Source organism: Streptacidiphilus jiangxiensis, from assembly GCF_900109465.1.
Classification (GTDB): Bacteria; Actinomycetota; Actinomycetes; order Streptomycetales; family Streptomycetaceae; genus Streptacidiphilus; species Streptacidiphilus jiangxiensis.
Genome location: NZ_FOAZ01000042.1, coordinates 1 through 24,350, shown reverse-complemented (window position 1 = coordinate 24,350; position 24,350 = coordinate 1). Strand labels below are relative to the sequence as shown.

21 protein-coding genes are annotated in these 24,350 nt (G+C 73.1%); 9 read left to right on the top strand and 12 right to left on the bottom strand.

Annotated elements, in window-relative coordinates; genetic code table 11:
* Positions 1-44: 44 nt before the first annotated feature.
* Both BMY61_RS41135 and BMY61_RS41130 read left to right on the top strand, forming a co-directional pair.
* Positions 45-881 carry an alpha/beta fold hydrolase gene (locus BMY61_RS41135; protein ID WP_042460845.1) on the top strand — a complete coding sequence of 279 codons (837 nt, stop codon included), beginning with the start codon at positions 45-47 and terminating at the stop codon, positions 879-881.
* Positions 882-1,049: 168 nt separating this feature from the next.
* Positions 1,050-3,026: a hypothetical protein gene (locus tag BMY61_RS41130; RefSeq protein ID WP_143094781.1), complete on the top strand. Its 1,977-nt coding sequence runs from the start codon at positions 1,050-1,052 to the stop codon at positions 3,024-3,026.
* A 54-nt stretch (positions 3,027-3,080) separates the two neighbouring features.
* On the opposite strand, the gene BMY61_RS41125 is transcribed toward BMY61_RS41130, so the two are convergent.
* Both BMY61_RS41125 and BMY61_RS48200 read right to left on the bottom strand, forming a co-directional pair.
* A complete protein-coding gene (locus BMY61_RS41125) occupies positions 3,081-4,442 on the bottom strand; it encodes an ABC transporter substrate-binding protein (RefSeq protein ID WP_042460842.1) in 1,362 nt (453 codons plus the stop codon).
* A 43-nt stretch (positions 4,443-4,485) separates the two neighbouring features.
* A complete protein-coding gene (locus BMY61_RS48200) occupies positions 4,486-5,070 on the bottom strand; it encodes an MTB12 C-terminal domain-containing protein (RefSeq protein WP_052439560.1) in 585 nt (194 codons plus the stop codon).
* Between the two features lie 136 nt (positions 5,071-5,206).
* On the opposite strand from BMY61_RS48200, the gene BMY61_RS41115 reads away from it, so the two are divergent.
* From BMY61_RS41115 to BMY61_RS41105, 3 genes are read left to right on the top strand one after another with little or no spacing between them, the layout of a single operon-like run.
* Entirely contained in the window at positions 5,207-5,767 is a 561-nt protein-coding gene (locus BMY61_RS41115) for a hypothetical protein (RefSeq protein WP_042460839.1), read from the top strand.
* A complete protein-coding gene (locus BMY61_RS41110; protein ID WP_075004264.1) occupies positions 5,768-8,461 on the top strand; it encodes an ABC transporter permease subunit in 2,694 nt (897 codons plus the stop codon).
* Entirely contained in the window at positions 8,451-9,119 is a 669-nt protein-coding gene (locus BMY61_RS41105) for an ATP-binding cassette domain-containing protein (protein WP_042461224.1), read from the top strand. The genes BMY61_RS41110 and BMY61_RS41105 overlap by 11 nt, the downstream gene beginning before the upstream one ends.
* Here BMY61_RS41105 and BMY61_RS41100 read toward each other — a convergent pair.
* Both BMY61_RS41100 and BMY61_RS41095 read right to left on the bottom strand, forming a co-directional pair.
* Positions 9,106-9,768, bottom strand: coding sequence for a LysM peptidoglycan-binding domain-containing protein (locus BMY61_RS41100; protein WP_082015710.1), 663 nt, complete (start codon positions 9,766-9,768; stop codon positions 9,106-9,108). The genes BMY61_RS41105 and BMY61_RS41100 overlap by 14 nt on opposite strands.
* A 152-nt stretch (positions 9,769-9,920) precedes the next feature.
* Positions 9,921-10,619 carry a LysM peptidoglycan-binding domain-containing protein gene (locus BMY61_RS41095; protein ID WP_042461218.1) on the bottom strand — a complete coding sequence of 233 codons (699 nt, stop codon included), beginning with the start codon at positions 10,617-10,619 and terminating at the stop codon, positions 9,921-9,923.
* Positions 10,620-11,155: 536 nt separating this feature from the next.
* Between BMY61_RS41095 and BMY61_RS41090 the strand changes: the two genes are divergently transcribed.
* Both BMY61_RS41090 and BMY61_RS41085 read left to right on the top strand, forming a co-directional pair.
* Entirely contained in the window at positions 11,156-11,989 is an 834-nt protein-coding gene (locus BMY61_RS41090; RefSeq protein ID WP_042461215.1) for a hypothetical protein, read from the top strand.
* Between the two features lie 179 nt (positions 11,990-12,168).
* Positions 12,169-12,459: a hypothetical protein gene (locus BMY61_RS41085; RefSeq protein ID WP_042461211.1), complete on the top strand. Its 291-nt coding sequence runs from the start codon at positions 12,169-12,171 to the stop codon at positions 12,457-12,459.
* 9 nt (positions 12,460-12,468) lie between these two features.
* Here BMY61_RS41085 and der read toward each other — a convergent pair whose 3' ends face one another.
* From der to BMY61_RS41065, 4 genes are all read right to left on the bottom strand, one after another.
* Positions 12,469-13,929, bottom strand: a complete 1,461-nt coding sequence (gene der / locus BMY61_RS41080; RefSeq protein WP_042461207.1) for a ribosome biogenesis GTPase Der — start codon at positions 13,927-13,929, stop codon at positions 12,469-12,471.
* A gap of 63 nt (positions 13,930-13,992) precedes the next feature.
* A complete protein-coding gene (gene cmk / locus BMY61_RS41075) occupies positions 13,993-14,691 on the bottom strand; it encodes a (d)CMP kinase (RefSeq protein ID WP_042461202.1) in 699 nt (232 codons plus the stop codon).
* A 126-nt stretch (positions 14,692-14,817) separates the two neighbouring features.
* Entirely contained in the window at positions 14,818-15,900 is a 1,083-nt protein-coding gene (locus tag BMY61_RS41070; protein WP_042461196.1) for a prephenate dehydrogenase, read from the bottom strand.
* Positions 15,901-16,289: 389 nt separating this feature from the next.
* Entirely contained in the window at positions 16,290-17,411 is a 1,122-nt protein-coding gene (locus BMY61_RS41065) for a M24 family metallopeptidase (protein ID WP_042461192.1), read from the bottom strand.
* Between the two features lie 121 nt (positions 17,412-17,532).
* Here BMY61_RS41065 and BMY61_RS41060 point away from each other — a divergent pair, with 121 nt between their 5' ends.
* Both BMY61_RS41060 and BMY61_RS41055 read left to right on the top strand, forming a co-directional pair.
* Positions 17,533-17,871, top strand: coding sequence for a DUF952 domain-containing protein (locus BMY61_RS41060; RefSeq protein WP_042461187.1), 339 nt, complete (start codon positions 17,533-17,535; stop codon positions 17,869-17,871).
* A gap of 174 nt (positions 17,872-18,045) precedes the next feature.
* Positions 18,046-20,178: a hypothetical protein gene (locus tag BMY61_RS41055; protein WP_201777660.1), complete on the top strand. Its 2,133-nt coding sequence runs from the start codon at positions 18,046-18,048 to the stop codon at positions 20,176-20,178.
* 64 nt (positions 20,179-20,242) lie between these two features.
* On the opposite strand, the gene BMY61_RS41050 is transcribed toward BMY61_RS41055, so the two are convergent.
* The 4 genes from BMY61_RS41050 to scpB all read right to left on the bottom strand — a co-directional run bounded on the left by BMY61_RS41050 (position 20,243) and on the right by scpB (position 24,225).
* Positions 20,243-21,739, bottom strand: coding sequence for a DHA2 family efflux MFS transporter permease subunit (locus tag BMY61_RS41050; RefSeq protein WP_042461184.1), 1,497 nt, complete (start codon positions 21,737-21,739; stop codon positions 20,243-20,245).
* A gap of 99 nt (positions 21,740-21,838) precedes the next feature.
* Positions 21,839-22,423 (bottom strand): TetR/AcrR family transcriptional regulator, encoded by a 585-nt coding sequence (locus tag BMY61_RS41045; RefSeq protein ID WP_042461180.1) that lies wholly within the window; start codon positions 22,421-22,423, stop codon positions 21,839-21,841.
* Between the two features lie 4 nt (positions 22,424-22,427).
* Positions 22,428-23,519, bottom strand: a complete 1,092-nt coding sequence (locus BMY61_RS41040; RefSeq protein ID WP_042461177.1) for a pseudouridine synthase — start codon at positions 23,517-23,519, stop codon at positions 22,428-22,430.
* A 76-nt stretch (positions 23,520-23,595) separates the two neighbouring features.
* Positions 23,596-24,225: an SMC-Scp complex subunit ScpB gene (scpB, locus tag BMY61_RS41035; RefSeq protein WP_042461228.1), complete on the bottom strand. Its 630-nt coding sequence runs from the start codon at positions 24,223-24,225 to the stop codon at positions 23,596-23,598.
* Positions 24,226-24,350 lie beyond the last annotated feature (125 nt).

The window sequence follows — 24,350 nt, the reverse complement described above, 5'->3', positions numbered from 1 at the left end:
AGTAAGACCGCCAGAGCCGGTCGTCGCGCCCAGGGAGTGCCGCCATGCCCGCCGATGTCTCGTACCAGCACGACACGCCCCAGGGTCCGCGCACCGTCTCCGTGCGGTACGAGCGGCGCGGCAGCGGCAGTCCGCTGCTGCTGCTCCACGGGATCGGACACCACTGGCAGGCCTGGGCGCCGGTGCTGGACGAGCTCGCCGAGGAGCACGAGGTCGTCGCCGTCGACCTGCCGGGATTCGGCGCCTCGGCGCCGCTGCCGGACGGGGTGGCCTACGACATCGGCTCCGTCGTGCCGGGGCTCGGCGGGCTGTGCGCCGCGCTCGGGCTGGAGCGGCCGCACGTCGCCGGCAACTCCCTCGGCGGGCTGCTCGCCCTGGAGATGGGCCGGCGCGGGCTCGCCCGCTCGGTGACCGCCCTCTCCCCCGCCGGCTTCTGGAACCGGCCCGAGCAGGCGTACGCCTTCGGTGTGCTGCTCTCGATGCGCCTCGGCGCCAAGACCCTGCCCGCACCGGCGGTGCGCCGCCTCGCCGCCAAGCCGCTCACCCGCGGCCTGCTCGTCGGCAGCATCTACGCCCACCCCTCCCGGCGGGGCCCGGTCGAGGCCGCCGCCGAGACGAAGGCGCTGCGCGACGCCACCGGCTTCGCCCGGACGCTCCGGGCCGGCCTGAACGTCAACGTCACCGAGGACGTCACCGACGTGCCGGTCACCATCGGCTGGGGCACCAAGGACCGGCTGCTGGTGCCGCGCCAGGCGGAGCGCGCCCGGCAGCGGATGCCCAAGGCGCGCGTGGTCCCGCTGCCGGGCTGCGGCCACGTGCCGATGAACGACGACCCGCAGCTCGTCGCCCGCACCGTCCTGGACGGCAGCCGCGACGCCTGATCCGGGTCGGGGGCGGACCCGCCCCGGCTCACCCGATCGTGTGAAGTCCCAGCGCGCCTCGCCGCGCCGCCCGCTCCGACGAAAGCGCAGGTCAGCGCGGAGCGGGCGGCCGTCGGGCGAAGTCGCGGGCTTCGGCCCGGTGTCCTGACTGCGTGTCACCATGCGGGCGTGCCACCTGTCATGTCACGCGACCCCGCCGCCCCGGAAGACGACGAGCCCGACTACAGCCCGGCACCCTCGGGGGCCGGACCGCAGGGCGCCGCGCGCCGTGCGGTCGGCTGGCTGCTGTCCGGGCACAGCGCGCCGGAGCTGCTGCGACTGCCCCCCGCCCAGGTCAACCGGATGCTGACGGTCCTGGCCTGCGCCTCGATGCTGATCGGGGCGCGGGACATCTGGAACCGCACCATCGTCAACCAGCAGGTCCACGCGTTCGCGGTGATCCTGTACTTCGGCGCGATCCTGGTGATCGCGGTGCTCGCACTCAGTGTCCGCACCCGCCGCAGCATGACGCTGGTGGACCTGTCGATGCTGGCGGTGGCCGCGCTGCAGTGCCTGAACCGCTTCTACGTGGTCACCGCCGCGAAGCCGCCGGTCTCCGGGGTGCCGTCCAGCCACGTGTACTACGGCACGGACGAGGGCTCGCTGATCCACATGGCGGCGCGGACGCTGCTGCACGGCGGGCACATCTACGGCACGCAGTGGCCGCAGATCTTCAACCTGTTCCATGTCGGCACCACCCCGTTGATGGACGGCGGCGCCGCCACCGGCCTGGACTACCCGCCGCTCGGGCCGGTGTTCACCGCGCTCCCGATGGGCCTGCACCTGAGCCACCCCCCGGCGGGGCTCGCCGCGACGGCGATGCTGCTGCTGGCGTCGGTGGTGATGTTCCTGCTGCTGCCGGTCGCCTGGCGGCCGGTCGCGGTGATCGTCTGCTTCGGTTTCGGCTGGCTGCCGAACTATGCGCAGATGGGCTACCCGGGCTGCATGGAGCTGCCGTTCCTGCTGGTCACCGTCGCCTACTGGCACCGGACCGGGCGCGGCGGGCGGCTCGGCTGGGTCGGCGTCACGCAGGCGGCCTGCCTGGGCGTCGCCTGCTGTCTGCACCAGCTGTCCTGGTTCCTCGCGCCGTTCCTGCTGATCGGGATGTTCATGATCCGGCGCGGGGAGCTGCCGGCCCGGCGGGCGGCGGCCGTGGTGCTGCGCTACGCGGCCATCAGCGGCGCGGTCTTCCTGGTGATCAACCTGCCGTTCGTGCTGCAGGGCCCGCGGGCCTGGCTGGAGGGGGTGCTCACCCCGATCACCCAGCAGGCGATCCCGGCGGGGCAGGGGCTGGTCGGCATCTCCTCCTTCTTCACCTCCGGCTCGGGCGACCTGCACCTGTACAGCGTCGCGGGCCAGCTGCTGGGCCTGGCGATGATGGTGCTGCTGGTGCTCTTCCCGCGCCGGCTGGGCCCGGCGGTGACGGTGATGCCGTGGCTGGTCTTCTACCTGTCGACCCGCTCGCAGCAGGACTACTTCGACCTGACGGTGCCGCTGTGGGTGATGGCCGCGGCGACCGTCTCCGCCGCCGACTTCGACCGGGCCTGGCATCCGCGGTTCGGCCTGCTGGCCCGACGCAGTGTGCGGACCGCGCTGGTGCCGCTGCTGCTGGCGCCCGCGGTGCTGGCCATCGCCGGGGCCATGCTGACGCCGCCGCCGCTGCGCATGAACGTCACGGCGATGAACGGCACGGCGGGCAGCGGTGATCTGGCCCTGGTGGACCTGCTGACCCGGGTGAAGGTGACGGTGGCCAACACCAGCGGGGAGCCGGTCAGCCCGCACTTCGCCACCAGCACCGGCGCGACCATCTCGGACTACTGGAAGGTGCTCTCCGGCCCGGCCACGCTGGCCCCGCACAGCAGTGCGGTCTACGTGCTGAAGGCACCCTGGGGTGGCGTCGACACCCCGGGGGTGAAGGGCAGGATCCTGCTGCGCGCGGTCAGTTCGCAGCCGATGACCCTGTCGACCCAGCTGATCGGCGTCGGGCCGGACCCGTCGACGCTGCCCGCCGCGATCCGGAAGATCCTCGACTCGGGCCGCGGCTTCCCGCGCAGCTCCAACGACGGACTGGTGCCGCGGGGCGTCGAGGGTCTGCAGGGGAGGTAGGCCTGTCGGGGAGACAGGCCCGTCGGGGACACAGGCCTGTCGGGGAGACGGGCCTCAGGGGCGGTAGGGCAGGGCGGGCACCTGGAAGCAGTTGGTGTTCATGTCGGGCACCTGGGTGACCCAGGCGCCCTTGCCGCCCCCGGCGGAGTCCTCCCAGCGGGCGACGTTCAGGCAGGCGTGCTGCGGGCCGCTCGGCGGGTTCGCCGACGGCACGAACGAGGACGGCTGGATCAGGTCGTGGGCGGTGTAGGGCTGCTTGCGCTGCATGAAGGCGTCGACGCAGGAGCGGGTCACGTCCGCGCCGCAGGAGGCGGCGGCGTCGGTGAACCACTGCGCGCCGGCCCAGCCGAGCAGCTCCCACTCGGACAGCTGCGCCTGCCGGTCCGGGTAGTACTTCTGCATGGCCGTCCGGAACGCGGCCACCGCCGGGTACTGGGCGGTGTCCTCGTAGTTGCGGGCGTCGGAGGTGACCCAAAGGGCGTTCCGGCATCCGGGCGTGGCGGCGTAGTCGGTGCGCACCTGCTCGGACCAGTTCTGCTCGTTGGTGACCTTGGCGGTGACGGTGACCCCGGCGGAGGCCATCGCCTGGCACAGGCCGGCGTTGCCGCGGGTGTCCATGGCGTCGAGCAGCAGCTGGGCGTGGTCGGCCTTCATCTCGGCGGCCACGGAACCGAAGTTCGGCAGGGCGAAGTCGACGGTCTCGCTGAGCACGTCGTAGCCCTCGGCCTTGAGGCCCTGGGCGAGCTGGGCGGCGTAGCGGGTGGAGTCGGCCTGGTTGTAGGCGACCACGACGGCCCTGGTCAGGCCCAGCTTGGCCTTGAAGTACCGGTAGACCTCGGTGGTCTGGTAGAGCACGCCGTTCCAGCCGACGGACTTCCCGTCGCGCGGCTCGTCGCTGCCGTAGATCTGGTAGAGGTGCGGGTACTGGTCGTACTGGGTGCCGATGGTGATGCCACCGATGTCGGGCACGCCCTGGGAGCTGACGTACCCGGCGCCGGCGTAGTCCAGCACGCTGCCGGCGACGAGGGCGACGACGTGGTCGGAGTCGATCAGCTGGTGCACGCAGGCCTGGTTGCCGATGCCGGCGCCGCTGTCGTCGCAGGTGAAGACCTTGACCTGACGGCCGTTCACCCCACCTGCGGCGTTCAGCGCCCGGAAGTAGGCCTGCGCGCCGTAGAGCGGGCCGGTGAAGGTGTCGCCGCCGATGGGGCTGGAGACGGAGGTGACGATGCCGATCGGGATCGGCGGCAGGGCCGCGCCCTGCCCGGGCGCGGCGGTGGAGGTGTTCTCGAAGTCCTTGAGCGGCAGCCGGCTGCCGCAGCCCGTCGCCAGCGCGAGCAGGCTCGCGCACGTCAGCAGCGCGAGGACGGACCGGGCCGTCCTCGCGCGCTCGACGCGGTGCCGAGGGCGCCTCACGCTCTCATCCTGGCAGCGTCCCACCGTCCTGTCAGGAGCAGCGTCAGGAGCAGCCGGGGATGGGCGAGCTTCCGGCCTGGAGCTGGAGCAGGCCGCACAGGGTGGTGTCGCTGACCTTCCACACGCCGCCGTCGAGCACGGACTTGCCCTTGCTGGCCTTGAGGGCGACGGCCCCGGAGAGGCAGACGTTGTAGGTGATGTCGGCGCTGGAGGCGCTGGTGAAGTCGACACCGGTGACGGCGACGCTGGTCTGGGCCGCCTGGGGGTTGCCGGCGAAGGCCTGCATGGCCGGGGCGACCTTCTGGGCGTTCTCGACCAGGGCCATCTTGTCGTTGAGCGAGGTCGCGGGGTCGAAGAACTCCGCGTAGTCCGTGGCGATCTTGCCCGCGGCACCGGTGGTGTCGGCGGGACCGCTGCCGCTGACGGTCGGCGCGGTGCCGTTGCCGCAACCGGCCGCCGCCGCGGAGGCCGCGGGGCTCGTCGCCGCGGTGGTCGCCGGGGCCGAGGCGGCCATGGTGGTCGGCGCCGCACTCGGCGCCGTGCTGCTGGGACTGCTGCTGCAGGCCACCGCGAGGAGCAGCACGGCTGAGCCGGCCGCCGTCCGCAGGACCAGGGACGCACGTTCCATGATCGGTCACCGCCCTGAGAGTCGAAAATCTGACTTACCATCAGATCCGGCTCACCAAGCTAGCGCCGCGGGGATCGTCAGGAACCCTCCCGGGCGGGTATTGATGAGGGAACGTGACCATTCGGGAGAGGTGACCATGAAGCTGCCGCGGTTCGGGGGACGCGGCCTGCGCGGTCCTGCGGGGCTGCGCGGCCGTGCGGGGCTGCTCGCGGGGGCGGCCGGGGCGCTGCTGTGCGTGCTCGGGTGGTACGGCGTCTCCGGGGAGCGCTACGCCGAACGGCAGCTGCCCTACCTGGCCTCCGCGACGATCCCGGGCGCGGCACTGATCGTGGCCGGTGCGGTGCTGCTGGCCCGGCCGGACGAGGAGGAGGCGCGCGAGCGCGCCGCCGGGGACGAGGAGACGCGACGCCAGCTGCGCCTGCTCTACGAGCTGCTGGTCGAGGAGGCGGGCCGGACCGCGCCCGGCGACGCGCCGGGCCCGGGCGGCGACAGCGGCGACACCCAGGGGGAGGGCACCGGACCGGGGCGGCTCTGCTACCTGCCGAACGGACGCACCTACCACCGGCCCGGGTGCCTGCTCGTCGAGGGACGCGGCGACGCGCTCCCGCTCACCCCGGCGGCCGCGCGGGACCGGGGGCTGCGGCCCTGCCCGCTGTGCTCGCCCGCTGCGCCGCCTCCCACCGCGCCGGGGGCCTGAATGTCCTCGCTGCCGCTCGATCTGGCGCAGGCCGGGCTGACCGTCGGGGCAGCGGCGGCGCTGTCCGGGATCGGGCTGGTGGTCTGCTACCGGGCCACCGGCGTGCTGAACCTGGCCCAGGGCGCGATCGCCATGATCACCGCCTATGCGCTGCGGCAGACGATCGTGGTGTGGGACTGGCCGCGCGCCCTCGCCGTCCCGGCCTGCCTGCTGGTCTTCGCGCCCGCGATCGGCTGGGCGCTGGACGCGGCCGTGTTCCGGCGGCTGCAGCGGCGCGGCGCCGGCCCGGTCGAGAACCTGGTGGCCGCCCTTGGCGTGTTCGTGCTGCTGGTGGGCGCGGCGTTCCTGCTGTGGGGGCCGACCCCGCTCGGTGACGCGCCGAGCCTGCTGCCGTCCTCGCCGTGGGCGGTGCTGGCGGTGGTGGCGGTGCTGGGCGCGGCCGTCGCGGCGGTGGGGCGGTGGACGCCGTTCGGGACGCAGGTGCGGGCGGTGGTCGACAACCGGCGGCTCGCGGAGCTGTCCGGGGTGGACGCGGACCGGGTGTCCTCGGTCGGCTGGGCGTTCGGCGCGTTCACGGCCGGCCTGACCGGCGCGGTGCTCGCACCGGGCCTGCGGCTGGACCCGTACGGGCTGCCGCTGCTCGTGATGGAGACGATGGCGGTCGCGGTCATCGCGGGGCTGCGCAGCGTCTGGCTGGCGGTGGTGGCGGCGCTCGCGCTCGGGGTGTTCCAGAGCGAGCTGACGCAGTTCCATCCGGGCGGCTGGGCGCAGTCGCTGCTACAGGCCGTGGGGGCGAACCTGTTCGTGCTGGCGTTGCTGGCGGCCGTGCTGCTGCTGCCGTTGCGCTTCGCGGGCGGGGCCGGCGCGGAACGCCGCACCTACCAGGCGGTGCTGACCGGGCCGCCGATCATGGCCGCGACCGAGGCCTCGCCGCGAGCGTTCGCGGCCCGGATCGGCGGCGCGGCCCTGCTGCTCCTGCCGTTCGCGTTCCGCCCGGACGACCTGCGGGCGGCGCTGCAGGTGCCGGCCCTGGCGCTGGTGCTGCTGTCGATCGTGGTCGTGACCGGCTACGGCGGGCAGGTCTCCCTCGGGCAGGCCGGTTACGCGGGCCTCGGCGCACTCTTCACGGGGCTGCTGGCGGGCGGCGGGGTGCTCGGGATGCCGCCGTTCCCCCCGTTGCTGGCACTGCTGGTGGCGGTGCTGGTGGCGGCACCGCTCGGGCTGCTGGTGGGCTGGCCGGCGATCCGGCGGCGCGGGCTGGCGCTGGCGCTGACGACGTTCGCGGTCGGCACGGCGATCAGCCGGCTGGTGTTCCAGCAGCCCGCGGCGACGACCGGCGTGGTGCTGGACCGCACCGGGCTGCTCGGGCAGGACCGGTTCTTCTACGGCCTGGAGCTGGCGCTGCTGGCGGCGGCGCTGCTGCTGGTGCGGGCGCTGCGGCGGGGCCGGATCGGGCGGGCGCTGGGCGCGATGCGCGACCACGAGGCGGGCGCGGAGGCGGCCGGGGTGGACGTGCCGCGACTGAAACTGCTGGCGTTCGTCGTGGGCGCGGCCCTCGCCGCGCTCGGCGGGGGGCTGCTGGGGCTGGGCGGGCAGGCCTTCGACCCGAACGCCTTCGACCCGATCCTGGGCCTGATCTGGTTCGCGGCGGTGGTCGTCTTCGGCGCCGACAGCGCGCTCGGGGCGGTGCTGGCGGCGGCGCTGCTGGTGGGCCTGGACAGCGGGACGGTGGCGGGGCTGTCCACGGCGGTGGTCGGGGCGCTGGCGCTGCTGCTGGGCCGGATGCCGCCCGGCGGGCTGGCCGGGCTGGCCCGGCGGGCGGCCGCCGGCCCAGGCCGGGACGGCGCGGCGGCACGAGCGTCCTCGGGCTCGGAGGAGCCGCGGCTGACGCCGCTGGGGCGGCGCCTGGCGGGACGGGTGCCACTGCCCGCGCCCTCGACCGCGCCGGCCTCCGAAACGGTGCGCGCCCCGCTCCCCCACCTGGCGGGCGAGCGGCTGACGGCCCGGAACGTGACGCGACGGTTCGCCGGGGTCACCGCCGTGGACGGCGTGACGCTGGCCGTGCCGCCGGGCCGGATCACCGCGCTGACGGGGCCCAACGGCGCCGGGAAGTCGACCTTGTTCGACTGCCTGAGCGGCGCCGGACGTCCGGACGCGGGACAGGTGCTGCTCGGCGGCCGGGACATCACCCGGCTGCCCGAGCACGCCCGCGCCCGACTGGGCCTGGCCCGCACCTTCCAGCAGCTCGCGGTCTTCCCCGGGTTGACCGTGGCGGACAACATCCGGGTCGGCGCGGAGCAGGCGACGGCGGGTCGGGCGACGTCCTCCCCGGCCGCGCGGACGGAGGAGGTGCTCCACCTGCTGGGCCTGACCGCACTGCGCGACCACCCGGCGGCGGACCTGCCGACCGGCACGCTGCGCCTGGTCGAGCTGGGCCGGACGCTGGCCATGGCGCCCACGGTGCTGCTGCTGGACGAGCCGGCGGCGGGCCTGGACCGGCGCGAGACGGCCCTGCTGGTGGACCTGCTGCGGTCGTTGGCCGACGGCGGCCTGGCGCTGCTGCTGGTGGAGCACGACCGGGAGCTGGTGGACGAGCTGGCGAGCGGCGTGCACGTGATGCGGGCCGGACGCGCGCAGTACCGGGGCGGCGTCAGCGGGGCGAGCGGGGCGAGCGGGGTGCGTCGTGGCACGTGAGATCGAGCTGCGCGACGCCCGGGTGCGTTACGGGCCACTGGAGGCCCTGCACGGCGTCGACCTGCCGATCGCGGCCGGGGCGATGACGGTGCTGGTCGGGCGGAACGGCAGCGGGCGCAGCAGCGCCCTGCACGCGATGGCGGGCGTGGTGCCGCTGACGGCCGGGCAGGTGCTCTGGTACGGCGGAGCGGCGCACGCGCGCGAGATCACCGCTCTCGACACGTATCGGCGCTCGCGGCTCGGAGTGGCGCTCCTCCCGGCCGAGCAGGCCGTTTTCCCCTCCCTGAGCGTCGCCGAGAACCTCGCCGTCCCCGGCCCTCTGGGCGGCGGTGTCGACGCCTCCGTCGCGCTCTTCCCCGAACTGACCCGGCTGCTGGCACGCACCGCCGGCACGCTGTCCGGCGGCGAGCAGCGCATGGTCGCCCTCTCCCGCGTGCTCACCTCCCCGGCCCGCCTGCTGCTGCTCGACGAGTTCGCCCTCGGCCTCGCCGAGGAGGTCACCGCCCGCGTGCACGCGACGCTCGCCGCGCTGGTCGCGGCGGGCCGCACGGTCGTGCTGGCCGAGCAGAGCATCCCGGCCGAGGCCGCCTGGGACGTGGCCTACGAGCTGCGGCGCGGCGACCTCGTCGCCGCGCGGGAGCGGGTCAGCGGAGCCTGAGCACCGTCCCGGCAAGGAGGTTGTCGGGGTTCGGGCCGATGAGCGCGCGGTTGCGCGCATACAGCGCCTGCCAGCCGCCGGGGAGGTGGAACCGGCGCGCGATCGCGGCGAGGTGGTCCCCGTGCCGCACCACGTACGTGGCGGGCACGGTCACCGGCGGCGTGGGGGTGGGCTTCGGGGTGGGCGTCGGCGTCGGGGTGGGCTTGTGCGTGGGCCTCGGGGTTGGTGCGGGGCTGGGGCTGTGGGTGACGCCGACGGGGGGCCGGCCGTGGAGGCCGAGGTCGCGGGAGCAGCCGGGCCAGGCGTCCCAGCCCTGCCAGGCGAGGATGACCTCCGCCACCGCGATCTGCTCGGCCTTGGCGGCCAGGTCGGGGCGGGGGGCGTAGCGGGTTCCGCCGGCCTCGCGCCAGGTCTCCAGGGAGATCTGCAGGCCGCCGTAGAAGCCGTTTCCGGTGTCGATGTGCCAGCGGCCGCTGCTCTCGCACATGGCCAGTTGGTCCCAGACGGACGTCGGGACCTGCGCGGACGCGGTGTCGGAGACCATCGGCAGCGCGCACAGCAGTGCGGCGGCTGCGGTGGCGGTCCCGCCGACGAGGAGTCGCCTTCGGGCCGTGCCCTTGGAAGCGGCGCCCATGAGAGCTGTGCCCATGGCAGCTGACGCTACGTCGGCCCAGAGCGCAGTCCGATTGTCATATCAATCGCCACGCCGTGAACTCACTCGAACGCACGACAGCGCGACCCACCGCCGGACGGGGACGGTGGGTCGCGCTGCTGTCGTCACACAGCCGAGAGCGTGCTGCCTCAGCCGAGGTTCAGGACCTGGCCCGGGAGGATCAGGTTCGCGTCGCCACCGATGACGGCCTTGTTGGCGGCGTACAGGGACTGCCAGTTGGTGCCGTGGGCGGCCGCGATGGCGCTCAGGGTGTCACCCGACTGGACGGTGTAGCTGCCCGAGGCGGAGGAGCCGGAGCTCTGCGCCGGAGCACTCTGCTGGGCCGGGGCCGGGGCCTGGGCCGGAGCCTGGGCCGGGGCGCTCTGCTGCGCCGGGGCGCTCTGCTGGCTGGAGCCGGAGGTGTCCTGCGAGGCCGAGGAGCTGCTCGACGAGGAGGAGTTGGAGGAGTTCGAGGAGGAGGTGTCGACGGAGGCCGCCGCACCACCCTGGCTCAGACCGGCCTGCGGGCCGCAGACGGGCCAGGCGCCCGGGCCCTGGTTGGCCAGGACCTTCTCGGCGATGGAGATCTGCTGGCCCTGGGTGGCCTGGTCGGCGGTGGACGCGTACTGGGTGCCGCCGTAGGCCGCCCAGGTGCTGGCGTCGAACTGCAGACCGCCGTAGTAGCCGTTGCCGGTGTTGATGGACCAGTTGCCGCCCGACTCGCACTGCGCGACCGCGTCCCAGGTGGAGACCGACGCGGCGGAGGCGCTGGTCGCGGTGAGCAGACCGGCGACCGGGGCCGCGATGAGGGTGGCGGTGATGGCAGCGGTACGAACGCGGAACTTCATGAAAAGCCTTTCGACAATCCCGAGTGGGCTGCTTTCGCGCTCTGCGCGTCCGCGCCCTCGCCTTGTCACTCGCCGCCGACCTGTCCTGTGCGGCGGCGGGCACTGCCTCGTGCGGCGCGACGGTGCGCTGCAGGGCTGTGCTCTGACGGGGCGAACCCGGGTGGTGCTCGTTGCACCGACGTCAACGACCGTAGGAAAGCCTGGGTCCGGACTCAAACCTCCGGACGAACTCGCAGCTCAGGCGGCGGTTACCGGAAGTAAAAATCTTGGAAATCCGCATCGGATGTCCGAATTGGGACTTTTGTCGAAGCGTCAACGGTCCGGTTTCGTGACCTGGGTCACAGAAAGCGGCCTCTGAGCCCGCGTGAGGTGCCCCACACGGTAGACAGAGGGTCACCCCCGGATGCTCGTGCGTGACCGGATCGCCCCTCTTTCCCGTGCTCGGAGCGCCCGAACCGTGACCCCGACCACATCCGTGCGTTTGTCATCACGGCCGGGCAGTCGCGCTCCGGCCCCCGCGATTCGAGGAGTCATTCGTGCAGCGCATGATCGACGTCAGCGACGAGGTCCGTGCCGAGATCGGTGACGACGAGGCCGACCGCCTGCTGGGCGGCGGCACCGCACCGGACCGCTACGACTGCACATCCTGCCGCGCACCCGGCGATGTGACGCAGGAGCCCACGGCGACGGTGCTGTTCGTCGGCGAGGAGACGGCGGTGCTGGCGTTCGCCCACGCCCGGTGCATCCCCTCCCAGGTGGTCGAGGTCTCCGAGGAGCAGTTGCAGGGCGCCGTCCGCAACATCAGCGCCTCGATGACGCCGGGGGTGCCGGCGCCCGTCGCGCCCGCCCCCGAGCTGCACGTGCCGGAGACGGTGCCGAGCCCGGCCGGTGGACAGGTCGCCCCTGCCGTCCTCGGCGTCACCTGCGGCCTGGTGCTGTGTCAGGGCGTGCCGCGTGCCGCGCTCGTCGTCGAGCCGACGGGGCCGGTCGGCCGGCCGGGCACGTCGGTCGGTGAGGACACCTTCGTCGAGCTGCTGCTCGAGCACGGCTTCCAGCTGGTGCCGGAGGTCGAGCAGCCGCCTGCTCAGCTGCGCGGCTGGTCGGTGCTGATGGCGATGGGCCAGCTCCACGCCGTCCTGCAGCCGGCCCCCGGCGGCGGCACGAACGCCTGGTGGCAGGCGCATGCGCCGCTGCAGGTGACGGACGCGTGGCGCAGTGCCGCCTCGCAGCAGGCCGAGGTCATCATGTACGCCGCACCGCACGGCAGCGTGGGCCGCCAGCCACGGGAGGACCTGCTGCGGCACGCGCTGGACGGCGCGGCGCGCAAGGGATTGCTGATGGGCGCGACCCTGCCGCTGGCCGGCACCTGACGACGGTGAAATAGCTGCACCACCTCAGGGGCGCGGGGAACTGCGCGAGAAACCACCCTGTGCGGATTGCCCTGCGCGTTGAGGACCATCCCCATGTCGGTGGCTTGTCGCGCAGTTCCCCGCGCCCCTGATAGTGCAACAACCCGCATCTTGAAGGCTGATGTCTCGTTGGCCATGGCGTGCAAGCCTTCGAGACGTACCACACCCCCACCACTCCCCGCCTCGCCTGGCCGGCGACCAGTGCGATTCCGGCCATGCGCCCGGCGTTCGAACGCAGCGCCGAACGGGACACGCCGATCTACGACGCGCTGTACGCGGAGTTCCGGCGGCTCTTCCGGTCGTTGCCCGGGGACCGCACCGGGGAGGAGAACTTCCGGCTCCCCTACTTCGCCGATTTCGCGGCGCCCCACACGCCGCAGAGCCCCGGGCGGCACCGCAGCCGTCTCTCGCTGCCGCCCGGGTCCGCGTGACTTCGAGGGTTACTTCTTCTTCGAGCGCTTCTCGCGCACCCGCACCGAGATGGAGATCGGGGTGCCGACGAAGCCGAACTCCTCGCGCAGGCGGCGCTCGATGAAGCGGCGGTAGCCGGCCTCGATGAAGCCCGAGGCGAACAGCACGAAGCGCGGGGGCTTCGTGCCGGCCTGGGTGCCGAAGAGGATGCGGGGCTGCTTGCCGCCGCGCACGGGGTGCGGGTGGGCGGCGACGAGCTCGCCGAGGAAGGCGTTGAGGCGAGCGGTGGGGACGCGGGTCTCCCAGCCCTCGAGCGCGGCCTCGATCGCGGGGACCAGCTTCTCCATGTGGCGGCCGGTGCGGGCGGAGACGTTGACCCGCGGGGCCCACTGGACCTGGACCAGGTCCTGCTCGATCTCGCGCTCGAGGTAGTACCGGCGCTCGTCCTCCATCTTGTCCCACTTGTTGTAGGCGATGACGACGGCGCGGCCGGCCTCGACGGCCATGGAGATGATGCGGGTGTCCTGCTCGGCGAGGGTCTCACTCGCGTCGACCAGGACGACGGCGACCTCCGCCTTCTCCAGCGCGGCGGCGGTGCGCAGCGAGGCGTAGAAGTCGGCGCCCGCGGTCTGGTGGACGCGGCGGCGGATGCCGGCGGTGTCGATGAACTTCCAGGTCTTGCCGCCGAGCGTGATCATCTCGTCGACCGGGTCACGGGTGGTGCCGGCCAGCTCGTTGACGACCACCCGGTCCTCGCCGGCGACCTTGTTCAGCAGGCTGGACTTGCCGACGTTCGGACGGCCGATCAGCGCGACGCGGCGCGGGCCGCCCACGGTCAGCGTGCCGAACTCCTGCTTCGGGGCCTCCGGCAGCGCCTCCAGGACGGCGTCGAGCATGTCGCCGGAGCCGCGGCCGTGGAGGGCGGAGACGGGGTAGGGCTCGCCCAGGCCGAGGTTCCACAGCGCGGCGGCGTCAGCCTCGGCGGAGGGGCCGTCGACCTTGTTGGCGCACAGCACCACGGGCTTGCCGGAGCGGCGGATCAGCTTGACCAGGGCGTCGTCGGTGTCGGTCGCGCCGACGACGGCGTCGACGACGAACAGGACCGCGTCGGCGGCCTCGATGCCCTGCTCGGCCTGCTGGGCGACCAGGCCCTCCAGGCCCAGCGCGTCGATCTCCCAGCCGCCGGTGTCGACGACCTTGAACCGGCGCCCGTTCCAGTTCGCGTCATAGCTGACGCGGTCGCGGGTGACGCCGGGACGGTCCTCGACGACCGCCTCACGGCGGCCGATGATGCGGTTGACCAGGGTGGACTTGCCGACGTTCGGGCGACCGACGACGGCGAGCACGGGCATCGGCAGGTGGTCGTCGTCCAGGCTGCCGACCTCGTCGAGGTCGAAGCCCTCCTCGGCGGCGAGCTGCATGAACTCGGCGTACTCGGCGGCGTCCAGCTCACCGTGCCCGGCCACGTGCCCGGCGTTCTCGTTACTCATGTGCGCGGTGCCAACTCTCGTCTTCGGCTGTCTTGTGGCGTGGGAGGGCGGCGTCGGTGACGCTCAGCCCAGCCGGGCGGCGGCGCGGTCGCGCACCAGCCCGATGATGTGCGTGACGACCTGCTCGGGGCTCATCTCGCTGGTGTCGACCTCGACGGCGTCGTCGGCCTTGCGCAGCGGCGCGGTGGCACGCCCGGAGTCGGCGGCGTCGCGGCGGTTGATGTCCACCAGGATGGCCGTTATCTCGCCGGCGTCGGTGATCCCGAGCTGCGCGGCGCGGCGGGCGGCCCGGGTCTCGGCGGAGGCGGTGAGGAAGACCTTCAGGTCGGCCCGCGGGAAGACGACGGTGCCCATGTCGCGGCCCTCGGCGACGATGCCGCGCGGCGCGGCGAGCGCGGAGGCGCGCTGGAGCTCGACCATGCGGGTCCGCACCTCGGGCACGGCGCTGACGGCGCTGACGGCCGCGGTGACGGCCTGCTCACGGATGGGCCCGGAGACGTCGACGCCGTCGACGGTGATGGTCGGGCCGTCGGCGTCGGTGCCGGAGACGACGGCGGGCTTGTCGGAGGCGAGCGCCACCGCGTCGACGTCGTCGACGTCGACCTCGTTGGCCAGCATCCAGTAGGTGACCGCCCGGTACATGGCGCCGGTGTCCAGGAAGCTCAGGCCCAGACGGGCGGCGATCTCCCGCGAGACGGTCGACTTTCCGGTGCCGGCGGGGCCGTCGAGCACGACGACGACCGGGGCAGAGGAGTTGTCCACGGGGCGGCTTCCTTCGGAACGCGGGGGCAGGGGTCCACGTCAAGGTTACCGTCCGCGACCACCCGTCCGGCCGCTTCCGGCCTCCGGCCCGCTGCACCCGTGCCGACGTGCGGCTCCGGCGCGCGGTCAGCGCATGTGCCAGCCCTGGTCGCGCAGGGCGGCGGCGAGGGTGGCTATGGCGGTCGGGGCGACGCTGAGCTTGACCAGACCGGCCTGCTGGCCGGTGGAGTGCTCGATGGTGACGTCCTCGATGTTGACCCCGGCGCGGCCGGCGTCGGCGAAGAGCCGGGCGAGCTCGCCCGGCTGGTCGCCGATGAGGACGACCAGCTCCTCGTAGCGGGTGGGCGGCGCGCCGTGCTTGCCGGGGATGCGGGCGCGGCCGGCGTTGCCGCGGCGCAGCACGTCCTCGACGGCGACGGCGCCCTCGCCGCGCTTCTCCTCGTCGGCGGCCTGCAGGGCGCGCAGCCCGGCGACGGCTCCGCCGAGGTCGGCGGCGAGCTCCTCCAGGGTGTCGGCGACGGCGCCCGCGTTGGCGCTGAGGATGTCCACCCACATCGCCGGGTTCGAACCGGCGATCCGGGTGGTGTCGCGGATGCCGGGCCCGGCCAGGCGCACGGCGTTCTCGGCGGCGTGCTCCAGCCGCGCGGCGATCAGCGAGGCGACGACCTGCGGGGTGTGCGAGACGAGCGCGACGGCGCGGTCGTGCGCGGCGGCGTCCATCAGCACCGGGACGGCACCGCAGAGGGCGACGAGTTCGAGGGCGGTGTTGAGGGTGTCGGTGGAGGTGTTCGGCAGCGGGGCGAGCACCCAGGTGCGGCCCTCGAAGAGGTCGGCGCGGGCGGCCAGCGGGCCGCTGCGCTCGGCGCCGGCCATGGGGTGGCTGCCGACGTAGGTGGAGGTGTCGCAGCCGAGCGCGAGCACGTCCTGCCGGGGCCCGTCCTTGACGCTGGCCACGTCGGTGTAGGCGCGGGCCAGGCCCTCGGCCTGCACCTCGGCCAGCACCCGCCCGACGAGCGCGGGCGGCACGGCGATGACCGCAAGGTCGACCTGGCCGGTCGGCGGCTCGGTGGTGCCGGCGCCGAGGGAGGCGGCGGTGCGGGCCGCGTCGGGGTCCGCGTCGCGCAGGTGGACGGTCATCCCGCGCGCGCTCAGGGCGAGGGCGGCGGAGGTGCCGATCAGTCCGGTGCCGATCACGACGGCGGTGCGCATGCGGGGTACGTCCTCGGGTTGCGGTGGGCCTGCGATGGACATTCTGGCTGATCCCGCCCGCGGGCGGCGCGGTGGCCGAACGGCCGACCGGGTCGGGGCGCAGTCCGATCCGGTCGGCGTTGCCGACGATCGCCACGGTAACGGGACGGACACGCAGCGGAAACCTGTGTCCGATGGGCAAGATGCACTGTCCAGGGGCGCGGGGAACTGCTGACTTGCGGCTCCGCCGCGCGGGCGCGAGAAACCCTCCCCCCAGCCTTCGGCCCCGGGGTGCCCCCATGAGGGGGATGGCCCTGTCCGCTCGGGGTCTCAAGGCCCAGGGTGGCTCGTCGCGCCCACGCGGCGGAGCCGCACGTGTCAGAGCCTCGCGCCCCTGGGGGGCTGCAAGCTCAGCCGGCGAGGATCCGCAGCTCGCGACTGGTCAGGTTGAGGCGCTCGCCGCCGGTCTCGGTGCAGACGGCGATGTCCTCGATGCGGGCGCCGAACTCGCCGGGAAGGTAGATGCCGGGCTCGATCGAGAAGGCCATGCCGGGCTCCAGCGGACGGGCCGAGCCGGAGACGATGTAGGGCTCCTCATGGGTCTCCAGGCCGATGCCGTGGCCGGTGCGGTGGATGAAGTACTCCCCGTAGCCCGCCTTCGCGATGAGGTCCCGGCCCACGGCGTCCAGCTGCTCGGCGGTGATGCCGGGCGCCACCGCGTCGCACTGCTCCTTCTGGGCGTGGAGCAGGACCTCGTAGAGGGCCTCGTAGCGGGCGGGCGGGCGGCCGACGCAGTAGTTGCGGGTGGAGTCGGAGCAGTAGCCGGAGGGCATCGTGCCGCCGATGTCGACGACGACCGGGTCGCCCGCCTGGATGACGCGGTCGGAGACCTCCGCGTGGGGGCTCGCGCCGTTGGGGCCGGAGGCGACGATGACGAAGTCGACGCGGGCGTGGCCGGAGGCGATGATCGCGTCGGCGATGTCGCGGCCGACCTCGGCCTCGGTGCGGCCGGGGCGGAGCCACTCCTCCATCGCGGAGTGGACCTTGTCGATGGCCTCGGCGGCCTCCAGCAGTGCGGCGACCTCGTCGGCGGTCTTGCGCATCCGCAGCGCGCCGAGGACGCCGCCGGCGAGGGCCTGCTCGGCGCCGGGGAGGGCCGTGTGGAAGGCGAGGACCTTCTCGGCGTACATGTGGTTGTCCAGGCCGACGCGGGCCAGGCCGCGCGGGAGACGGGAGGCGAGGAGGGCGTAGGGGTCCTCGGTCTCACGCCAGGGGACGATCTCCAGGTCCAGCGCGCCGACGGGCGAGGCCTCGGCGGCGGGCTTCTCCAGCAGCGGGACGACGAGGAACGGCTCTCCCTCGGTCGGGACGGCCAGGCAGGTGAGGCGTTCCAGCGGGAGCGCCTCGTAGCCGGTGAGATAGCGCAGGTCGGCGCCGGGGGTGACCAGCAGCGCGTCGAGGCCGGCGGCGCGGGCGGCGGTCTGCGCGCGGGCGATCCGGTCGGCGGAGGGGAGACTCGCATCGTGTGCCATGGCGTTCAGTCCATCACGTCGGGACGGCCGGTGCAGGGAGTCGAGGCGGGAGTCGCCTGGGGAGTCGACGCGGGGGGCCGACGCACTACTGCGCGGGCCCGTCCTGGGGTACAAACAGGACATGCTCTTCCATCTGACGCCGCTCGACGCCTGGCTGGAACACCCGGACCGCCCTTACGCCACGGCGTCGCTGGCGTTGGAGGGCTTCATCCACTGCTCCGCCGACGAGGAGCAGGCCCTGGCGGTGGCGAACGCCCGGTTCGCGGGTGCGCGCGGGCCGTTGATGGTGCTGCTGGTGGAGGAGGGCCTGTTGGACGCGCCGGTCCGCTGGGAGCAGGCACGGGACGGCGGGATGCATCCGCACGTCTACGGGCCGGTGAACCGGGCGGCGGTGGTCGGCATGCTGGAGGCGCGCCGCGACACCGAGGGCCGCTGGGCCACGCTCGCCGTCTGGAGCTGACTGCGCGGAGGACAGCGGGAAGGGCAGCGGAGCAGGAAGCTGATTTCCCGTCAATTCATGTGCGGGACATGTGGTGTACCTGTCGGCCCTCTTTCGTTCCCTCTGCTCCCGTGCCAGTGTGATGCGTCACGTTCTACGCGCGTCATGGACACGAGACCATTACGAGGGAGCAGGATGCGCACGAGCAAGGTTGTGGCCCTGGCGGTGGCCGCCGGGCTGGGCATCGGAGGCGCCGCGGCGCTTCCCGCGACGGCGGCGACGCAGCCGGCCGCGCAGAAGCACGCGGCGGGCTGTCGGCTGGACGCGAACAATCCCGGCCTGAAGCACGTCATCTACCTGCAGTTCGACAACGTGCACTTCACCCGGGACAACCCGAACGTGCCGTCGGACCTGGAGCAGATGCCCCATCTGCTGAACTTCCTGACGTCCAACGGCGTGGTGGACACCAACCACCACACGCCGCTGATCGCCCACACCGGCAACGACATCCTCACGTCGCTGACCGGTCTGTACGGCGACCGGCACGGGCAGGCGATCGCCAACTCGTACCGGTACTTCAACCCGGACGGCAGCACCAACAGCGCGGCGAGCTTCGCCTACTGGACCGACGGTGTGGCCGACTCCTCGGTGCCCACCCCGAGCGACTCCAGCTACACGATGGTGACGCCGCAGGGCAAGAACACCCCGGCGCCGTGGGTCTCCTACACCCGCGCCGGCTGCGACTACGGCGCGGTCTCGGTCGCGAACACCGTGCTGGAGAACACCACCGTCGACATCAACAAGGTCTTCGGTGCCACCTCCCCGCAGGCGGCGGAGGCCAAGGCCGACCCGGGCAAGGCGACGACCGACTACGTCGGCATCGGCCTGCACTGCGCGAAGAGCTCGGCGCTGTGCAAGGGCGCGGGCGCGAACGCCTCCCCCGACCTGCTGCCGGACGAGCCGGGCGGCTACAACGGTTACCAGGCGCTGTTCGGCGCCAAGGCGGTGGACCCGGCGATCTCCACCAGCGGCGTCGTCGACTCGACCGACGGCACGCCGATCACCGACGGCAAGGGCAACCCGGGCTTCCCCGGCTTCGACGGCATGAGCGCCGCCAACTCCCTCGGCTACGTCGCGCAGATGCAGGAGTCCGGCGTGCCGGTCACCTTCGCCTACATCTCCGACGCGCACGACCGCCACGCGGCCCCCTACGGCGCGTTCGGTCCGGGTGAGGCCGGGTACGTGGCGCAGCTGAAGACCTACGACAACGCCTTCGGGGCCTTCTTCTCCCGGCTCGCCAAGGACGGCATCACCACCAGGAACACCGACTTCGTGGTGACCTCCGACGAGAACGACCACTTCGTCGGCGGCGCGCCGACCCCGGCGAACTGCGACGGCGTCACCGTGCCGTGCACCTACGCCCAGGTCGGTGAGATCAACGCGAACGCGAACGGCCTGCTGGCGACCCAGCAGGGCGTGACCACGCCGTTCAAGCTGCACTCCGACTCGGCGCCGAACTTCTACGTCACCGGCAACCCGGCGCAGACCGACCCGAAGACCCGCTCCCTGGAGCAGGCCTGGGCCAAGGTCACGGCGGTCAACCCGATCACCGGCAAGACCGACACGGTCAACAAGTACCTGGCCGACCAGACGGAGATGAAGCTGCTCCACATGGTCACCGGCGACGCGGCCCGCACCCCGACGTTCACCTCGTTCGCCGACCCGAACTACTACGTCTACGGCGCCGCGGCGAACTGCAACTCGGCCTGTGTGGCGCTGGGCCCGGCCTACGCCTGGAACCACGGCGACTTCTCGTCGGACATCAACACCACCTGGCTCGGCCTGGCCGGTCCGGGCGTGAAGCACCTGGGCATCACGGACAAGGTCTGGTCCGACCACACCGACATCCGGCCGACGCTGCTGGCGCTGACCGGCCTGCGCAGCGACTACCGCGGCGACGGCGTGGTGCTGACCGGCTTCCTGGACGACAAGGCCCTGCACGGCACGCTGCGCGGGAGCGAGCACCAGTACGCGCAGCTGGCCGCCGCCTACAAGCAGCTGGACGCGGGCGTGGGCGCCTTCGCGGCGGCGACGCTGCAGCTGTCCAACGCGGGTGTCTCCTCCGCCTCGACGGGTGACGCCACCTACCTGGCCGACGAGGCCACGCTGACCGCGCTCGGCACCGAGCGCGACGCGCTCGCCGCCCAGATCGCGGGCGTCCTGAACGGTGCGGCCACCGGCCACCACCGGATCGACGACCGCACCGCGGACCGCCTGGTCAAGGCGGCCCACCTGCTGGTCCAGCAGGCGCAGCAGGCGGCCGCCTGAGGCAGCCGCCTGAGCTAGCGCGCCTTTGAGCCGACGCGCCCGTCGAACCCCACGTGGAGCACCGTCACATGTGGACCGCGACGGGCGCGTTCGCGTCCTGGACGATCCTCCCGCGGCGGTAGAGGACCGCGGAGAGCACCAGGCCGGCGACGAAGAAGCCGGCCGACCACCAGTAGGCGGTGGCGTAGCTGTGCAGCTGGGCGTCGGCCAGGTTCACCGGGGTCGGCGCCCGGCCGGCCATGTAGCTGGTGCCGGCGCTGGCGGCGAGGGTGTTCAGCAGGGCGGTGCCGATCGAGCCGCCGATCTGCTGGGTGGTGTTGACGGCGGCCGAGGCGACGCCGGCGTCCTGCTCCTCGATCCGGTCGGTGGCCAGGCTCATCGCGGTCGGCATGATCAGACCCAGACCGAAGCCCATGATCAGCAGTGGCGGCAGCACGGCGGCGGCGTAGGAGCTGTGCAGGCCGAGGTTGGTGAACCAGACCATGGCGATCGCGGCGAGCGCCATGCCGAACGGGACGAGCGGCTTGGGGCCGATGCGCGGCAGCAGCACGAGCGTGGCGAGCTGCGCGGAGACCATCAGCGCGCCGATCATCGGCAGGAAGCCGAGGCCGGTCTGGACCGGGCTGTAGTGCAGCGTCTCCTGCAGGTAGTAGGTCAGGAAGAGGAAGACGCCGAACATGCCCGCGCTGGTGATGCCGGAGGCGAGGAAGGACGCGCCGCGGTTGCGGTCGAGCAGCACGCGCAGCGGCAGCAGCGGGTGCTGGGCGCGGGTCTGCCACCAGGTGAAGACGGCCAGCAGCAGCGCGCCCGCGACCAGGAAGCCCCAGGTCTGCGGCGAGCCCCAGCTGTGGGTGTCGGCGTTGGAGAAGCCGTAGACCAGGCCGAACAGGCCGGCCGAGACCAGGACGGTGCCGGGCAGGTCCAGCCTGGGCCGGGCGGTGCGGGCGCCGTTGCGCAGGAAGGCGACGCCGCCGGCGAGCGCGAGGGCGGCGAAGAAGAGGTTGACGAAGAGCGTCCAGCGCCAGTTCAGGTGCTCCGTCAGCAGTCCGCCGAGCAGCAGGCCGATGCCGCCGCCGGCGCCGGCGATGGCGCCGTAGATGCCGAAGGCCTTGGCGCGCTCCTTGGCGTCGGTGAAGGTCGTGTTGAGGATGGACAGCGCGGCGGGCGCGAGCAGTGCGCCGAACAGGCCCTGCAGGGCGCGGCCGGTGACCAGCACGGAGAAGTCCCCGGCGGCTCCGGCGAGCGCGGAGGCCGCGGCGAAGCCGCCGACACCGACGAGGAAGACGGCCTTGCGCCCGAACAGGTCGGCGAGGCGTCCGCCGAGCAGCAGCAGCGAGCCGAAGGCCAGCGCGTAGGCGGTGACCACCCACTGCCGGTCGGCGTTGGAGAAGCCCAGGTCCTGCTGGGCCGAGGGCAGGGCGATGTTCACGATGGTGCCGTCGAGCACCACCATCAGCTGCGCGAGCCCGATGACGGCCAGCGCCCACCAGCGGCGGCCGCCGGGCGCCGGCGCGGCCGGCCCCGCGTCGAGGCGCTGGCGCCTCAGCTCTGTCTGCGACATGGGTTCCTCCGTTAAACGAAACGGTTTCGTACTCGCTCTGGGCAAAAGCATACGCCCATCGAAACGACTTCGTTTCGATGGGCGTATGTGAGTGCCGTCTCAGCTGTTCAGCAGGGCGGGCAGGACGACCGCGTCGATGTAGCGCTTCATGTAGGCGGGATCGGCGAAGGTGTCGTCGAGGATCTTGCGGGCGGGCAGCGCGCCGAAGAGCGCGTGGGCGAGGAACTCTCCCGCCGCCGCGCCCGCACGCAGCTCGCCGCGGTCCACGGCCCGGTCCAGCACCTGCTGCAGCACCCGGCGCATCGGATCGATCATCATCTCGCGCAGCGCCTCGCCCAGGTCCGGGTTGGACTGCACGGCGTGGGCGACCGCGGTCATGAAGACCGTGTCCTCCTCCAGGCGCGTCCCCACGTCCGCGAGGGCGTACAGGTCCCCGGGCAGGGTGCCGGTGTCGACCCCCTCGTACGGCAGCGGCTTGGTGTGCCGCATCGCCGAGGCGACCAGCTGCGGCTTGCCCTGCCACTGCCGGTACAGCGTCGCCTTGCTGACGTGGGCGCGGGCGGCGACCGCGTCCATCGTCAGTGAGTCGTAGCCGTGCTCCCGCACCAGCTCGATGACGCGGTCGTACAGCTCCGCCTCGCGTTCGGGCGTGAGCCGACCGCGTCCGGACACCGCCTGGGTCATCCGATCAGAGCCCCACGGACTTCATCAGCTGACCGACCTCCGGGTTGGTCAGCCGGCGCAGCCAGCCGGACTTCTGGTCGCCGAGCGCGATCGGGCCGAACTGGGTGCGCACCAGCTTCTCCACCGGGAAGCCGGCCTCGGACAGCATGCGGCGCACGATGTGCTTGCGGCCCTCGTGCAGGGTGACCTCGACCAGGTAGTTCTTGCCGACGTTCTGGATGACCTTGAAGTCGTCCGCGCGCGCCCAGCCGTCCTCCAGCTCGATGCCGTTCTTCAGCTGCTTGCCCAGGTCACGCGGGATCGGGCCCTGGATGGCGGCGAGGTAGGTCTTCTGCACGCCGTACTTGGGGTGGGTGAGGCGGTGGGCCAGCTCGCCGTGGTTGGTGAGCAGGATGATGCCCTCGGTCTCGGTGTCCAGGCGGCCGACGTGGAACAGCCGCGTCTCGCGGTTGTTCACGTAGTCGCCCAGGCACTGGCGGCCGTCCGGGTCCTCCATGGTCGCCACGACGCCGGCCGGCTTGTTGAGCGCGAAGAACAGGTACGACTGGGTGGCCACGGTCAGGCCGTCGACCTCGATCTTGTCGTGGGCGGCGTCCACGCGCTTGCCCTGCTCGCGCACGACCTCGCCGTTGACCATGACCCGGCCCTGCTCGATCAGCTCCTCGCAGGCGCGACGGCTGCCCATGCCCGCACGGGCCAGCACCTTCTGCAGGCGCTCGCCCTCGAGCTCGCTCTGCGCGGTCGGCTTGGACGGCCGGTCGTGACGCGCGCGGACGGCGTCCTCGACGCGCGCCTGCAGCTCACGCGGACGCGAGGGCGCGGTCTTGCGCGGGCCGCCGCCCTGGCCGGAGCCGGAGCCGGAGCCGCGCTTCCAGGGCTGGGGTTGCGCGTCCGGGCCACCGCCGAACTCCGGACGGTCGTAGCGGCGCTGCTCCGGGCGCGGCGTGCCCTTGCCACCACCGCTGCCGCCCCCGCGGCGGGCACCCTGCTGACCGCCGCGGGCTCCGCCCTGGCCCGAGCCCTGGCCGTAGCCGCCGCCCTGGCCGCCCTTGCGGGCGCCGCCGCCGCTGCTGTTCCTGCTGTTACCGCTACGCATCAAAAACCCGCTGCCCGGTCTGTTCGTCGTCCGTCGTCTGTCAGGCGGCTGCCTGTCGAACTGCTGCCTGCCACTGTCAATCTGCTGCCGCGACCGCGTCGGCGATCGCAGACCCCTCCTGCGAGTCCGCCTCAACGTCGTCGGCCTCGGGGAGGAACGGGGCCAGCTCCGGCAGCTCGTCCAGGCCGCGCAGCCCCATCCGTTCCAGGAAGTACTGAGTGGTCCGGTACAGGTAAGCCCCCGTCTCCGGCTCCGTGCCGGACTCCTCGACCAGACCTCTCTGTACCAGGGTACGCATCACGCCGTCACAGTTCACACCACGGACGGCGGAGACCCGCGAGCGCGACACCGGCTGGCGGTAGGCGATGACGGCCAGCGTCTCCAGCGCGGCCTGGGTGAGGCGGGCCTGCTGGCCGTCCAGCACGAACCGGTCCACGACGGGCGCACACACGGCACGGGTGTAGAACCGCCACCCCCCGGCGACGAACCGCAGCTCGAATCCGCGCTGCTGGGCGTCGTACTCCTCCGCGAGCTCGGCGAGCGCGGCGGCCACGACCTTCTTGGGCCGCTCCAGCACCTCCGCGAGCCGCGCGGCGGTGGTGGGCTCGTCCACGACCATCAGCACCGCCTCGAGCGCGGCTTTCAGCGGCACCTCGGCCACGGGCTCGGCGTCATCGCCCGCCTCGGCGCTCCGCGCAGGCGGCACGGCCGGCTGGGCGGGCGCGGCCGGGCGCGCCGCAGGCGACGACTCGGCCACCGGCTCCGCCGGCGCGGGGAGCGCCCCCCGGGCAACGGGCTCCACCCACACGTTCGCCTCGACCGGGTCTGCCG